Genomic DNA, 14,019 nt, shown 5'->3' on the forward strand with positions numbered 1-14,019 from the left:
TATTCTCGGGAGAGCGCTCTCTCATGGGGGTTTGGAAAAGTTAACAGATTCATCATCGTCCAACAATGGCTCCATCGACCGTCGTGAAATCCGACTGCCGAAGTCCGCCCCGGTCGGCGAGCGCGCGGCGGCGCAGAGCTCATCGAGTACGACCCTCGCGACGTGGCCGCCGCCCGGATGGGTATCACCGCTGCTGGGCTCAACGGGATCACCGCCACCCAAGCCGATGCTGGCGACTTCGCCGCGTACCGCGCGGCCCCCCTGCCGATCTGGTCGTACTCGCCGGAGTACTGGCTGTCGGGTGCCGTTCAAGGCCGTTCACGATGGAGAGCATTACGGACAGCGACGAGGCCGGCATGACGTGTCGGCCCCGGTGGTCCGCCGCCACAGCGTCACGGTGACCGCGTCGGCGGACGCCGTGTGGCGGATCCTCACGAACATCGACGCATGGACGACCTGGCTGCCAGAAATCCCGTACGCACACGTGGAAACACCGGGTCCACTCGCCCCGGGCTCCGCGGTCCGCTGGTCGGCCGCAGGCATGGAGATCGAGTCGACGATAGTTCAGGTACGGCCGCGGGAACGCCTCGTGTGGCGGGGATACGGAGACGGGCCGGACGGCGTCCTCGGCATCCACGTCTGGGCGCTCACTCCGGCCGGCGACGGTGTGGAGGTGTCGACCGAGGAGTCCTTTGCAGGCCCGCCTGTCGATGCCGACCCTGCGTCGTTCCAGGAAGGCCTCGACACGACCCTCGCCATGTGGCTGGACCGACTCAAGCGCACCGCCGAGGCGGTGACCGCCTCATGAAGAATCCTATGGTTGCCGTCGCGACGGCAGTGGTCGTCGCCGGCCTCGCGGGCGGCGCCGGCAGGTCAGTCGGGCGGCTCGGTCAGCCGCTTCATCCGGTTCCAACCGGACCAGCCGCGCTCGCGCATCAGCTCCCGCAGGCGCTCCACCCGCGGGTCGGACTCGACGGCTAGGGCGTCGATCAGGTCGTGCGGGAGATCGTCGTCGACCTCGTCGGCGGGCATGCCCTCGCCCGAGGCGTACGCCTGCTCTGCCAGGCAGGCCATGATGTCGGCGGCTTCCGCCAGGCGCGGGTCATCCTGCACGTCATCGTCGAAGATCTCCGACAGCACTCGATAGAGCCGGACGACCTGCGGATCGTCGAGGTGGGCGGTCTTGCCGGGCATGAAGTCGACGATGCGGTCCGGCCAGCGCGCCGCGACGAGGATCCACCCGTCCCGTTCGGCCTCCACCATCCGCTCTGACGCCCCGATGCCCCGGAGCCGGTCGAGATAGGCGGCCACCTCCGGTGGAAGCGCCAGGCTGTCCCCGGCGGTCAGCTGTGCGATGTGTTCGCGGCTGGTCTGCAGCCGTTCGATCTCGTCGCGCAGGTGGTCGTCGATGGTCCGAATCGCTTCGGCGAAGGCTGATGCGTCGGCTTCGAGCATCCGACTGATCCGCGACAGTGGCACGCCGGCGTCGGCGAGAGTGCGGATCTTGATGAGGGACACGACCGCCGTCGCCCCGTACCGTCGGTAGCCCGATGCGTCCCGCTCCGGCTCGGGCAGCAGCCCGATCTGGTGATAGTGCCGCACCGCCCGCACCGTGACGCCGGCGTACGCCGCGAGTTGACCGATCGTCAGCATCCTCTGATCCTGCCCGCAGTTGCTCCAACTCTGGTCGGCACCGGCTCAGGAGACCCTGCGACGGTAGGTGGCGGTGGCGAAGAGGTAGGCGAGAACGAGGATGCCGGCGCACCAGGCGAGGGCGATCCAGATGTCGCTGCCGATCGGCTGCCGGGCGAACAGGTCCCGGATCGCGTTGACGATGGAGGTCACCGGCTGGTGCTCGGCGAAGGCCCGTACCGGGCCGGGCATGGACTGGGTGGGCACGAAGGCCGAGCTGACGAACGGCAGGAAGATGAGCGGGTAGGAGAACGCGCCCGCGCCGTCCGCGGACTTGGCGGTGAGGCCGGGGATCACGGCGATCCAGGTCAGCGCCGTGGTGAACAGGACCAGGATGCCGGCGACCGCGAGCCAGCCCTCCACGCCCGCCCCGGTACGGAAGCCCATGATCAGGGCGACGCCGATGACGACGACGATCGAGATCAGGTTGGCGACCAGCGAGGTCAGGACGTGCGCCCACAGCACGGAGGATCGTGCGATCGGCATGGACTGGAACCGTTCGAAGATGCCGCCCTGCATGTCCATGAAGAGCCGGAAGGCGGTGTAGGAGATGCCCGAGGCGATCGTGATGATCAGGATGCCGGGCAGCAGGTAGTTCACGTACGAGTCGGTACCGGTTTCGATCGCGCCGCCGAAGACGTAGACGAACAGCAGCATGAAGGCGATCGGCATGACCGCGGTCGTGATGATGGTGTCCGGGCTGCGGGCGATGTGGCGCAGTGACCGTCCCAGCAGGACGGCGGTGTCGCCGAGGAAATGCTTGTTCATCGTTGTTCCTTGTCCGTTTTGGCGCCGACGAGAGTGAGGAAGACGTCCTCGAGGGTGGGCTGCTTCTCGACGTACTCGACCTCAGCAGGTGGCAGGAGCTGCTTGAGTTCATGGAGGGTGCCGTTCACGATGATTCGACCCTCGTGCAGGATCGCGATCCGATCGGCGAGCTGTTCGGCCTCGTCGAGGTACTGAGTGGTGAGCAGCACGGTCGTGCCGCCCTCGGCGAGTTCCTTGACGGCCTGCCATACCTCGATGCGCGCCTCCGGGTCCAGCCCGGTCGTCGGCTCGTCGAGGAAGATGACCGGCGGATTCCCGATGAGGCTCATCGCGATGTCCAGGCGGCGGCGCATGCCACCGGAGTACGTCGCCACCCTCCGGAAGCCCGCCTCGGTCAGCGAGAAGCGCCTCAGCAGGTCGTCCGCGATGGCACCCGGGTCCTTCAGATGCCTCAGCTTGGCGACCAGGACGAGGTTCTCCCGTCCGGTGAGGATCTCGTCGACCGCGGCGAACTGCCCGGTGAGGCTTATCGACTCGCGTACCTCGGCGGCCTGTGCCGCGACGTCGAAGCCGTTGACCTGGGCGGACCCCGCGTCGGCCTTGAGCAGCGTGGAAAGGATCTTCACCACCGTGGTCTTGCCCGCCCCGTTGGAGCCGAGCAGGGCGAAGATGCTGCCCCGTGCCACGTCGATGTTCACGCCGCGCAGGACCTTCACATCCTTGAACGACTTCTCCAGGCCGTCCACGTGTATCGCGGCCTGCTCAACCTGATCTGTTGTTGGTGGGATGGTCATGGCAGCCAGCATGGAGGGTTGACGCAGCGTCAGGGTCAAGCCGACCGGCGGGCGGTGATGCATTCCTCGGGCTCCCACAGCACGTCACCACTGGCCGCCGCGGTGTCTGCCGGCGTGGCGCGTTGACGGTGAAGGTCCAGCTCGATGATGCGGTCGTACTCGGCGCCAATGCGCCGCCCGTTTTCAGGATCGAGTCGCAGCGGTTCCAGAACGTCCGATCGGGGTGCTGCCGACTGGTTTCGATGCTGGCGATGGAGCTGCGGGCATACCGCACGAGAGGGGCGAGGCCGTGCTGCGCGAGTCCGGCAGCCTTGCGCAGATGCGCGAGGCGACGGCCGAGCGCCCGGCGCGCAGCACTGATCTCATCGCTGTCGCCCATCGGCCACCACCCCCGGATTGAGCGCTCACGGTGCGTGTTCACCGTAGCGACTGGCTGTGACAAGTTCCGGGGCCGACAGCCGGCGCATCATGGGGCGAGGTAGCGCCAGCAGATGTCCCCGAACCTGGTCAAGGTGGCGGGTGTTGGAGCTGGTGTCGGGATGTGCCGACATTGTCGGGGCGTGGCGCTGCGGGCGTGTCGGCTGCCTGGAGTTCTACGGTGCCCGCATGCCCTCCGACTCCCAGGAATTCGCCGCTGGTCTTCCGCGCAAGCGGATGGCGGCCGGACTGTTGATCACCGATTCGCAGGATCGGGTTTTGCTGGTCGAGCCGGCCTACAAGACGGATTGGGAGATTCCCGGAGGAAGTGTTGAGCCCGGCGAATCGCCGTGGCAGGCGGCGGTGCGGGAGTGCCGCGAAGAGCTCGCCGTGAGCCTGACGCCGGGTCGGCTGCTCGTCGTGGACTGGGTGCCGGCCCGTGACGGCCGCACCGACGGTGTGATGCTCGTCTTCGACGGCGGTGTCCTCGACGCGGTTCAGGCGCAGCGGATCGTCGTGCCGCCCGCCGAGTTGAAGGGTTGGGCGTGGTCTACCTCGCCGCAGACGCGCCAGCGATTACAGCCGTTGCTGGCCCGCCGCGTCAGCGAATGCCTTCAAGCGCGTGCCGACGGGTCTACCCGCTACCTCGAAGACGGCGTGCCGGTCTCCTGATCTCGACCTGCCGCATCCCGCCAATGGGCCGATGCTCGTCGCGGTCGGCCGTCCGCTCACCTGATATTCGTTCGAGGAGGAGATGTCGTGGCAGTTGGGAGCAGAACGACCGAGACGATGACGGCGGAGGACGCGCGCTGGCGGCTGGTCGACCAGTTGCGCAGTCAGGGTTGGATCACCCGACCGGAGGTGGCGGCGGCGTTCGCCGCGGTGCCGCGGCACCTGTTCGCTCCGGCCGGTACCAGCATTGAGAGCGCGTATGCGAATGATGTTGTCGTCACCCGACGCGGCTCGGACGGAAAGGCGACCAGTTCGATCTCCGCGCCGTGGTTGCAGGCGTACATGTTGGAGACCGCCGGGCTGAGGCCCGGAGCCCGGGTTCTTGAAATCGGCTCCGGGGGGTACAACGCCGCGCTGATCGCCGAGGTCGTCGGCCCGGCTGGAACGGTCGTCAGCGTCGATATCGACGTGCAGGTCGTCACCCACGCGCGAGAGGCGCTGGCACGGGCCGGCTACCCGCAGGTCGAGGTGGTCCACGCCGATGGCGTCCACGGCCATCCTGCCGACGGGTTGTGGGACGCGGTGCTCGTCACGGTCGAGGCCAGTGACCTCCCACCCGCGTGGACCGGTCAGCTCTCACCAGCCGGCAGGCTGGTGGTGCCGCTGCGGCTGCGCGGCAACACCCGCTGCCTCACCCTGCAGTCGGCAGGTGACCACCTGGCCGCGACAGCGTCCGTGCAGTGCGGCTTCGTCGCGATGCAAGGCCACGGCCGGGACCCGGCCCGCCGGGTGCCGCTGCGCGGCGACGACGCCGTTCTCACCCTGGATGACGACACCACCACCAACGCCGAGGCCCTCCGCGCTGCCCTTGATGGGCCACGGGTTGAGGTGTCCTCGCCGGTGACCCTGGACATGAGCATGGGCACCTGCCTCGAGACCCTGCACCTGTGGCTGGCCAGTCAACCTCGCCCGTACGGCGTGCTCAGAGTCGATCGGGACCGCACCGCCGGCCTGCTGGATCCACAGGACCGCTTCTTCTGCCCCACCCTGCTGACCCGTGACAGCCTCGCCTACCTGACCATGCGCCGCCACGACACGACGACGTGGCAGCTCGGCGGGCACGGCTTCGGTCCCGAGGCCACCAGGCTGACCAGCGATTTGATGAAACTGATAGTGGCCTGGGATCAGCAGTTCCGGGCCGACGCCGGTCCGGACATCACCGTGCACCCGGCCGGCACGCGACTGCCCGACACTGAGCGGTTGCGGCTGCTCGTGTCCCGCCGCCACACGCTGACCGCGATCACCTGGCCGGAGACAGACAGATGAGCAACGCGGAATCGCCGATCTTGATCTGCATTCGGGGGAACTCCGGAGCCGGCAAGAGCACCATTGCCCGCGAGTTGCGGTATCGGCACGGCCGCGGCTGCGCCCTCGTTGGCCAAGATCATATTAGGCGGATCCTTCTGAGGGAACGTGACAAGCCAGGTGGTCTCGCGCCCACGCTTATCGCGCAGAACGTTCGTTTCTGTCTTGATCACGGCTACCACGTGATCCTGGAAGGAATCATGCACACCGCCCGGTACCGGAGCATGCTCACCGAGCTGCGCGACGCGCACCGCGGGCGAACGCTCTTCGTCTACCTCGACGTGTCGCTACCCGAGACCCTGCGGCGCCACGAAACGCGTCCCATGGCGGCGGAGGTGTCGCCGGAAAACCTGCGCAGCTGGTACACCCCGCGCGACGTCCTCGGCTGGCCCAACGAACTCGTCCTCTCCGAGACCACCACCCTGGAGCAAGCGATCGAGCGCATCGCCACCACCGCCGGCCTGCCGTTGACCGGCCGCGACAACGACCTGCTTCCCGCCGTCCCATGACCGCACCACCCAGAGCAACACCAGACTATGCCGGCCCTCGGCGCGGGCGACGCGTTCGCCGGCGCTGATCGCCCGTGCCGCTGCCGCACGGGTGGGCATCGGCCGGGTTGTGCACCGCACCCACAAGGCCGTCGTCGCCACCGGCCGCCGCGCCGGCCAACCGGTGATCGTGAAGCTATTGACCACCGACGACCCGTACTGGGTAAGCCGGCGCGAGCACGAGCTGCGCGCATCCGGACCTCCTGGTCCGCCGCATGGTGACCCTCGGGATCCTCGACCCCGAGGACGAGCAGCCGCATCGCCGAGGCCCTCGCCGACAGGCCGCTGACCGGGGTCGCGTCGCCGCAGACCGTGGCACGACTGCGGCAAGGGGCCTCGCAGTGCGGTCGTCAGCATCTGCCCGTCGGCGCGGGCTACTCGCCGCCGATGGCGGTCAGCATGTCCGACCCGAAGGCCGTCCCGGGTCCGGTAACTGCACGGGTCCGAGGGGCGACACCACCCATTGCCCCACCACCGTTGACGCTGGGCGCAACTGTGAAGCTCGCGCACGTCTAGCTGCGGTGGTGACTTCTTCGATGCCGCCGGAAGAAGTCACCGTCGAGGAAGGCCTACTCACAGGTTTGCCCGTGGGATTCGGGTCTCAGCCGGCGGAATCAGCACCGACGTGCTCGCAACGAGCCCAGTGCCTTACGTCAACGCAAAGTGACCGCCCCGACCGGGCTGGCGAACCAGCACGACAGCGGGCGCCAGCGAAGGCGGGGAGCAGCGATGCCTGACCACTTCGGTGTTCTCTGGAGACCGCCCTACCACTAGCGCAGCCACACCTCACTGCGCCCCACTGGCGCAGCCGACGGCCACACCAGCGGCACGACGGCGATCAGTAGACTTCGATCTTACCGGTGGAGCGTGGGCTTGCCGGGTCGTTGAAGAAGTACTCGCCGCGAAGCCCGAACGTGTACCGGAACGACTCGCCGGGGGCGAGCCGCACGTCGAAGAGCCCTTCGAAGAACTGCGTCACACCACGGACACCGGCGTTACCCGGGTGGTTGGTGAAGGTGACGGTCGTGCCGAGCGGCACCCGCAGGTGGGTGGGGGCCATGCCCGCCACCGCGAACGACTCGGCGACGCCGATCTCACCGGTGGAGGCATTGTAGGTCCGTCCGACGACGACCGTGTTCGCGACGACGGCGCCCTCGACCGGGCTCCCGGATACCGGACGGCGGATCACCGGGGGCGGCGGGGTGGGCGCGGGCGCGACGTCCCCGTTGATCTCGAAGGCCCAGAGGAAGTCGCCACGCGGTGCAGAGTTGCCGTACGGGATGCTGGTGCCGCCGGCGTACACGGCGAGGTATTCCTTGTTGCCGACGCGGTACATGATCGGGCTTGAGCTGATCGCCGCGCCGGTCTGGAAGCGCCACAGCTCGTGGCCGTTGCGGGCGCTTAAGGCGAGCAGGTTGCCGTCGGGCTGGCCGATGAACAGCAGGTCACTGGCGGTGGTGAGGATGCCGTTGCCGTGTGCCAGCGAGTACGGCATCCGGCGCTTCCACCTGACCTGGTTGGTGCTGACGTCGACGGCGACGATGCCGCCGGTCTGGTATTCGCCCGGGGGTCGCAGACCGTTGCTGCTCTCGGTGAGCGAGTGCGCCGCGGCGACATAGCCGTATCCGGTGTACACCAGGCCGGTGCGGTGGCTGAACGACAGATGCGACCAGTCCGCCCCGCCGCCGTGGCCCGGGATCGACAGGATCGGGGTCTCCCAGTGCGGGTCGTACAACGCGCCCTGCACGTAGTTGGGCACCGCCCGGTTGGGGTCGCCCGGTACCGAGGTGCCCAGCGGCTGGTTGACGACCCGCTGTTCGGTCCACGGACCCTGCACCGGGAAGGGCTGGGTCGGCCACGTCTTCTGGCGGGGTTCCTGCGGCACGCGCCGCTCCATGATTCCCAGTGGGGCGGTGCCGTCGACGCGGTCGAGGACGAAGAACATGCCGGACTTGCTGCCGTAGACGACGACCTTGCGTTTCCGTCCGCGGATCCGGACGTCGGCGAGGACAGGTGACATGACGTTGTCCATGTCCCAGATGTCGTGGTGAATCGATTGGAAGTGCCAGCGGTACGCGCCGGTTCGCAGGTCGAGCGCCACTAGCGAATTGGCGAAGAGGTTCTGGCCGCCGCGCGCGGACCCGTCCTGGGAGGAGTTGTTGCCGCGGGCGTTGCCGAACGTCCAGTAGGTGAGGCCGAGTTCGGGGTCGACGGCCGGGTGGATCCACGGCGTCGCACCGCCCTCCGTCCAGGAGTCGCCCTCCCAGGTGTCGTTGCCGAACTCTCCCGGCCCGGGTGTGCCCCAGAAGTGCCAGAGCACGGTGCCGGTGCGGGCGTCGAGGGCCAGGGCGGCTCCCCGGGGTCCGTCGTTGGTGCCGCAGAACAGCAGTCCGTCGTGGTAGACGACGGCCACCTTCTCGATGTTGCCGTACCCGTTGACCTGGTGCTCCCAGGCGACCTGGCCGGTCTCCTGGTCGAGGGCGATGACGTAGTTCTCGTTGGACTTGGTGTAGACGTAGCCGCCGCCGACCGCGACGCCGCGCCGCGTCAGCGCGCCACGGGTCTGGTCGTAGCGCCATTTGGTCTGCCCGGTAGCGCCGTCGACGGCGATGACGTTGCCGAGTGCGGATTCGATGTAGAGCACCCCGTCGACGGCCACCGTCGTGCTCTGGCTGTTGCCGGTGGCGAGGCCACCCTCGATCCGGTTGACCCAGGCACCGCGCAGCCGTCGGACGTTGACACCGTCGATGCGACGCAGCGATGTGTAGTTCTGGTTGCCCAGGTTGCCGCCGACCTTGGGAAAGTCCTGGTCACCTGGCGTATCGAAGCGGGCAAGGTCGGCGGAGGACGGTCGGTGGTTGCCGCCGGCGGCCGCGGGCGGTGCAGCGACGGCAGGGCCCACCGCCGTGGCCACGGCGGTCGCCGCGGCACCCTTGAGCACGATCCTCCGGTCGATGTGCGTCATCTGCGGTCACCTCTTCCTCGGCCGTCTCGGCGGCCGGTCGGGGAGCTCGGGATGCAGCTGCGGCTCGGTGCGGTCGCGGGTGGTGGGCATCCTCAGAGCCCGAGATAGATCTTGCGGACCTGCGGGTCCTGACGGAGTGCCGCGGAGGTGCCCGTCATGGCGACGGCGCCGTTCTCCATCACGAGGCACTCGGTGGTCACCTCGAACGTCAGCTGCGCGTTCTGCTCGACGAGCAGGATGCTCAGGCCACGTTCCTTGAGCCTCTTGAGCACCACGACAATTTCGCTGACCAACTTGGGCGACAGACCCATCGACGGTTCGTCGAGGAGCATCAGCTGCGGCGTTGACATGAGGGCCCGCCCGATCGCCAGCATCTGCTGTTGCCCGCCCGACAGCGCCCCGGCCAGCCGACCGCGCATCTCGCGCAGGATCGGGAACAGCTCGTAGACCTCGTCGAGTGTCTCCAGGGTCGGGCCGTTCCAGCGCCGGGTGTACGCGCCCAGGAGGAGGTTCTTCTCCACCGGCAGTCCGGGAAACACGTGCCGGCCTTCGGGCACGTACCCGATGCCGTGGCGGACCATGTTGCGTCCGGGTACCCGGGTGAGGTCCCGGTCCCCGAACTGGATCGAGCGGACGGTCCGGGGCACGAGGCCCATCAGGGCCTTGAGGGTCGACGTCTTACCGGCGCCGTTGGCGCCGATGATGCCGAGGGACTGCCCGGGTTCAATGGTGAACGAGACGTCCTGGGCCGCTGTCACCCCTCCGTAGCGAACAGAGAGGCCGTCGACGGAGAGGGCGCGTCCGCCACCGACGGCGGCAGCGTCGGCCTGGTCGCGGTTGGCGGTCATCGCTGGGCCTCCGACACGGTCGGGGCGGGTATGGCCATCGACTCGCCGAGGTACGCCTCGATGACTTCGGGCGCGGCCGCGACCTGCGCGGGCGGCCCGTCGGCGATGATCGCGCCGTGGGCGAAGACGGTGACGTGGTCGCACAACGACATGACCATCCCCATGTTGTGTTCGATCACGACCACAGTCACCCCGGAGTCGCGGATCGAGCGGACGATGTCGCACAGCTGCCGTACCTCGTCGCCGTTGAGCCCTGCCGCCGGTTCGTCGAGCAGGAGCAGTCGGGGCCGGGCCGCCATCGCGCGGGCGACCTCGACGCGGCGTTGAATGCCGTAGGGGAGGGCCGCGGGCTGGTTGTCGGCGAAGGCCGCCAGTCCGAACCGGTCGAGCAGCGAGTCGGCCTCGCGCCGCATCGCGTGGTCGCGCCGCCAGACGCCGAGCGGCAGCAGAAGGTAGCGCCAGGTGCTGCGGGCCCGGGTCGGGTCGAGGGCGACCAGCACGTTGTCCCGGACCGTCAGCGCCGAGAAGAGCCGCAGGTTCTGGAACGTCCGCGCGATCCCGGCGTGGGCTAGGGCGTACGGGCGGGCAGCGGTGACGTCGCGGCCGTCGAGGAGCACCCGGCCGGCGGTCGGTCGGTAGAAGCCGCTGATCACGTTGAACAACGTGGTCTTGCCCGAGCCGTTGGGGCCGACGATCCCCCGGACCTGACGTGCCGGCACGGTGACGCTGACGTCGGTGAGTGCCTTGACTCCTCGAAAGTGCATGCTGAGGTTGCGCACCTCCAGCATGACCGTAGCGTCGCCGGCGACGGGTGGTGACACGTCGTACGGATGGAATGCACCCAATGCGCCGGCCGTCTCGCCGCCTCGACCGCGCCAGCCCAGGCGTGCCGCCACCGAGCCGAGGCGGCGCGGTAGACCAGCCAGCCCGGTGGGGGCGAAGACGACGGTCAGGACGACCACGGTGCCATAGGCCACCTGGGCGTATGTCGGGTAGTCGATCAGCAGCTCGCGGATGAGGGCGAGCCCGATCGCACCAACGACACAGCCGACCAGGCTCTGCCTGCCGCCGATGATGACCATCGCGAGCAGCAGGAACATGTTGGCGATGCTGAACGTCTCCGGTGCCACGTAGCCGATCAGTCCGGAATAGAGCACACCGGCGACGCCGCCGTAGACGCTGGCGAGCAGGAACGCGGTCATCCGCAGCGTCGGCACCTCGACCCCGACGGCACCGGCCGCCAGGGAGTCGTCGCGCATGGCACGCATGCGCCTGCCGAGCGATGTGTGCACGACGAACAGCCCGAAGGCCAGGGTCACCGCGAACAGCACAAGTTCGAGGTAGTAGTAGAGGTATCCGTCGGACAGGTCGACCCCCGGCAGGGTCGGGCCCGGGATGCCCGGGATTCCCTCGGCACCTCCGGCCAGGTGAGAGTTGGTGACCCAGTTGGTGAAGGCCAACGCCAACCCGAGGGTGACGATGCCGAGATAGTGCGACTGCACCCTCAGCGCGGGTGTGCCGACGACCAGTCCGACGGCCGCGGTGGCGATCACCGCGAGCACGGCGGCTGTCCAGAACCCCATGCCGGCCTTGACGGTCAGTACGGCGGTGGCATATGCGCCGACGCCGAAGAACGCGACCTGGGCCAGGTTGATCTGACCGGCGACACCCATGGCCAGCCCGAGGCCGACCGCGAGGATCGCGTACAGCAGCATCACGTTGACCACGTGCATGGCGTAGGAGTTGAGCTGGTACGGAAGCAGCCAGGCGGCGATCCCCAGCACGGCGATGGTGACGAGGCGGTATCTCATGCCCGGTTCACCGTCCTCTCGCCGAAGATGCCGGTCGGCCGGATCATGATGATGACGGTGAAGATCAGGAAGGTGACCAGTTCGGAGTAGCCCTGGAAATGCCCGGCCGCGAACGAGTCGATCACGCCGATGCTGATCCCGCCGAGGATCGCACCGGGGATGCTGCCGAAGCCGCCCAGAATCGCGCCGGCGAATCCCTTGATCCCGAGCAGGCCGCCCATGGCCGGGTTGACGTACAGCAGTGGGCCGACGAGTCCGCCGGCCAGTGCGGCGAGACCGGCGCCGATCATGAACGCCATCGAGTTGCTGCGTCCGACGTGAATGCCGACCGCCGTCGCGGCCTGGTGGTCCATCGCTACGGCCTGCATGGCGACGCCGCGTTTCGTGCGCTGGAGGAAGTACGCGAGCAGCATGGTGGCGATACCCGCGATGGCGAGCACCACGAGGTCGTACGTGCGGACGCGGATGCCGAAGATCTCCAGCGGCGCGGCGGGCACGGGTGACGGGACGGCCCGACCGGTCGCGCCCCAGATGATGATGGCGAGGGCCTCCAGCACGATGCCGAAGCCGATCGTGCCGATCAGCATGAGGTCGAAGTCCTTGTTCTCCAAGGGCCGCAGGACGCGTTCGATGACGACCCCGATGAGGCCGGTCACGCCGATGGCGACCACCATCGCGAGGGCGAAAGGCAGGGTCAGCGACAGGTAGAAGGTGGATGCCAGGTAGGCGCCGATCATGACGACGCTGCCGTGAGCGAAGTTGACCAGTCCCATGGTGCGGTAGACGAGCGAGAAGCCCATCGCGACGAGCGCGTAGATCGCGCCGAGGCTCATCCCGCCGATGAATGTCTGTAGAAAGACTTGCATGCTTCTCCCCTGACCCGGTCCGACGGGATGGCGCGGGGCGGCTCGCGGGAAACCGCCCCGCCTGGCTCAGCCTTGGGCCGGGACCAACTTGCCGCTGGTGATGGTGCCGATCGAGGTGGCGAAGATGCCGACGCCGGTCTCGTCGAAGGCGAAGTCACCGAGCAGGCCCTTGTGCTTGACGGCGCGGATCGCGTCCGACAGGTCCTTTCCGGTGGCGTTGTTGCTGTTCTTGAGCGCGGTCAACAGGATCTGCGCTCCGTCGTAGGCCTTCGCACCGTGCATCTCGGCCGCCTCCCCGTGGGCGGCGAGATAGGCCGCGGCGAAGGTACGCGAGGCGTCGTTGACCTCGTTGCTCAGGTACGGCGTGCTGACGATCGTGCCCTCGGCATTGGTGGCGCCGGCGGTGTCGATGAAGACCGGGGTGCCCTGGGGCGCGGCGCCCGCGAACGTCGCTCGGATACCGAGGTCCCGGGCCTGCTTCACGATCAGGCCGGACTGCACCTCTTCGGCACCGAGGAAGATCACCTGTGGGTTCCGTTGCCGGATGTTGGTGAGCGCGGCGCTGAAGTCCTTCTGGTCGGTCGTGACGACCTGGTCGGCCACCGGCTTGACGCCCCGGCTGTCGAGCGCCTTGGTGAACGAGTCGTGCTCACCCTTGCCGTACGAGCCGTTGTTGGTGATGAGCGCGAAGCTCTTGATTCCCTTGCTGTCCACGATGTGCTTCGCGAGGGACTCGTCGTAGGTCACGCTCGTCGGTCCGTTGAGGAACAGGAACGGACTCTTCACTCCGACCAGACCCGGCGACTGGCCCGAGGTGATGTTGGGGATCTCCGCCTGGCGCAGGATTGGGGCCATGGCGATCGTGACGGCGCTTTCGGCGGTGCCGAGCATCGCGACGTACCGTTCGCTGGCGATCTTGCGAGCGAGGTTGGTGCCGACGGTCGGGTCGCCCTGGCTGTCGAAGACGCCGACCTCGATCTGGCGTCCGTTGACGCCGCCGTTCTTGTTCCATTCGTCGATGGCCAGTTTGGCGCCCTTGAGTTCCCAAGCGCCGAGGGAGCTGAGCTGGCCGCTCTGCGCGTTGGCGATTGCGATCTTGATGGGACCGGTGTCGCCGTTGTCGCCGGATCGCTCCTCTCCGGGGGCGGAGCAGCCGGCAGCGAAGGCGAGCGAGAGGGCGAGAAGGGGTGCGGCGACGTGCCGCCGTGTGCTGCGGTTCATGGGTCACCTCGGGTCGTTGTCTCGGGGCGGGCAACTCGGGTGCGGTGCGGTG

12 protein-coding genes and 1 pseudogene are annotated in these 14,019 nt (G+C 68.2%); 4 read left to right on the forward strand and 9 right to left on the reverse strand.

Features of this window, described 5'->3' with window-relative positions:
• Positions 1-361 precede the first annotated feature (361 nt).
• Positions 362-808, forward strand: coding sequence for an SRPBCC family protein (locus ACQP0U_RS21830; RefSeq protein ID WP_433310063.1), 447 nt, complete (start codon positions 362-364; stop codon positions 806-808).
• Between the two features lie 65 nt (positions 809-873).
• On the opposite strand, the gene ACQP0U_RS21835 is transcribed toward ACQP0U_RS21830, so the two are convergent.
• The 4 genes and pseudogenes from ACQP0U_RS21835 to ACQP0U_RS21850 all read right to left on the reverse strand — a co-directional run.
• Entirely contained in the window at positions 874-1,653 is a 780-nt protein-coding gene (locus ACQP0U_RS21835) for a MerR family transcriptional regulator (protein ID WP_433310065.1), read from the reverse strand.
• 45 nt (positions 1,654-1,698) lie between these two features.
• Positions 1,699-2,460 (reverse strand): ABC transporter permease, encoded by a 762-nt coding sequence (locus tag ACQP0U_RS21840; protein ID WP_433310068.1) that lies wholly within the window; start codon positions 2,458-2,460, stop codon positions 1,699-1,701.
• A complete protein-coding gene (locus tag ACQP0U_RS21845) occupies positions 2,457-3,254 on the reverse strand; it encodes an ABC transporter ATP-binding protein (protein WP_433310069.1) in 798 nt (265 codons plus the stop codon). Before ACQP0U_RS21845 ends, ACQP0U_RS21840 begins: the two co-directional genes overlap by 4 nt.
• Before the next feature lie 136 nt (positions 3,255-3,390).
• Positions 3,391-3,633, reverse strand: a pseudogene (locus ACQP0U_RS21850) (helix-turn-helix domain-containing protein); the annotation flags it as partial.
• Between the two features lie 140 nt (positions 3,634-3,773).
• Between ACQP0U_RS21850 and ACQP0U_RS21855 the strand changes: the two are divergent.
• The 3 genes from ACQP0U_RS21855 to ACQP0U_RS21865 all read left to right on the forward strand — a co-directional run bounded on the left by ACQP0U_RS21855 (position 3,774) and on the right by ACQP0U_RS21865 (position 6,217).
• Positions 3,774-4,343, forward strand: coding sequence for an NUDIX domain-containing protein (locus ACQP0U_RS21855; RefSeq protein WP_433310072.1), 570 nt, complete (start codon positions 3,774-3,776; stop codon positions 4,341-4,343).
• Between the two features lie 87 nt (positions 4,344-4,430).
• Complete coding sequence (fxlM, locus tag ACQP0U_RS21860; protein ID WP_433310074.1) at positions 4,431-5,669, forward strand: methyltransferase, FxLD system; 1,239 nt, start codon at positions 4,431-4,433, stop codon at positions 5,667-5,669.
• On the forward strand, positions 5,666-6,217 hold the full coding sequence (locus tag ACQP0U_RS21865) for a kinase (protein WP_433310077.1): 552 nt from the start codon (positions 5,666-5,668) through the stop codon (positions 6,215-6,217). The genes fxlM and ACQP0U_RS21865 overlap by 4 nt, the downstream gene beginning before the upstream one ends.
• Before the next feature lie 877 nt (positions 6,218-7,094).
• On the opposite strand, the gene ACQP0U_RS21870 is transcribed toward ACQP0U_RS21865, so the two are convergent.
• The 5 genes from ACQP0U_RS21870 to ACQP0U_RS21890 all read right to left on the reverse strand — a co-directional run bounded on the left by ACQP0U_RS21870 (position 7,095) and on the right by ACQP0U_RS21890 (position 13,967).
• Positions 7,095-9,221: a PQQ-binding-like beta-propeller repeat protein gene (locus ACQP0U_RS21870; protein ID WP_433310080.1), complete on the reverse strand. Its 2,127-nt coding sequence runs from the start codon at positions 9,219-9,221 to the stop codon at positions 7,095-7,097.
• Between the two features lie 92 nt (positions 9,222-9,313).
• The gene (locus ACQP0U_RS21875; RefSeq protein WP_433310082.1) at positions 9,314-10,069 is read right to left on the reverse strand and encodes an ABC transporter ATP-binding protein; all 756 of its coding nucleotides are present in this window, start codon (positions 10,067-10,069) and stop codon (positions 9,314-9,316) included.
• Positions 10,066-11,880 (reverse strand): branched-chain amino acid ABC transporter ATP-binding protein/permease, encoded by a 1,815-nt coding sequence (locus tag ACQP0U_RS21880; RefSeq protein WP_433310085.1) that lies wholly within the window; start codon positions 11,878-11,880, stop codon positions 10,066-10,068. The genes ACQP0U_RS21875 and ACQP0U_RS21880 overlap by 4 nt, the downstream gene beginning before the upstream one ends.
• Positions 11,877-12,746: a branched-chain amino acid ABC transporter permease gene (locus tag ACQP0U_RS21885; protein WP_433310088.1), complete on the reverse strand. Its 870-nt coding sequence runs from the start codon at positions 12,744-12,746 to the stop codon at positions 11,877-11,879. Before ACQP0U_RS21885 ends, ACQP0U_RS21880 begins: the two co-directional genes overlap by 4 nt.
• A gap of 66 nt (positions 12,747-12,812) precedes the next feature.
• Entirely contained in the window at positions 12,813-13,967 is a 1,155-nt protein-coding gene (locus tag ACQP0U_RS21890; RefSeq protein WP_433310091.1) for an ABC transporter substrate-binding protein, read from the reverse strand.
• Positions 13,968-14,019 lie beyond the last annotated feature (52 nt).

It is taken from the genome of Micromonospora sp. CA-269861 (genome assembly GCF_050948505.1).
Taxonomy (GTDB): Bacteria; Actinomycetota; Actinomycetes; order Mycobacteriales; family Micromonosporaceae; genus Micromonospora.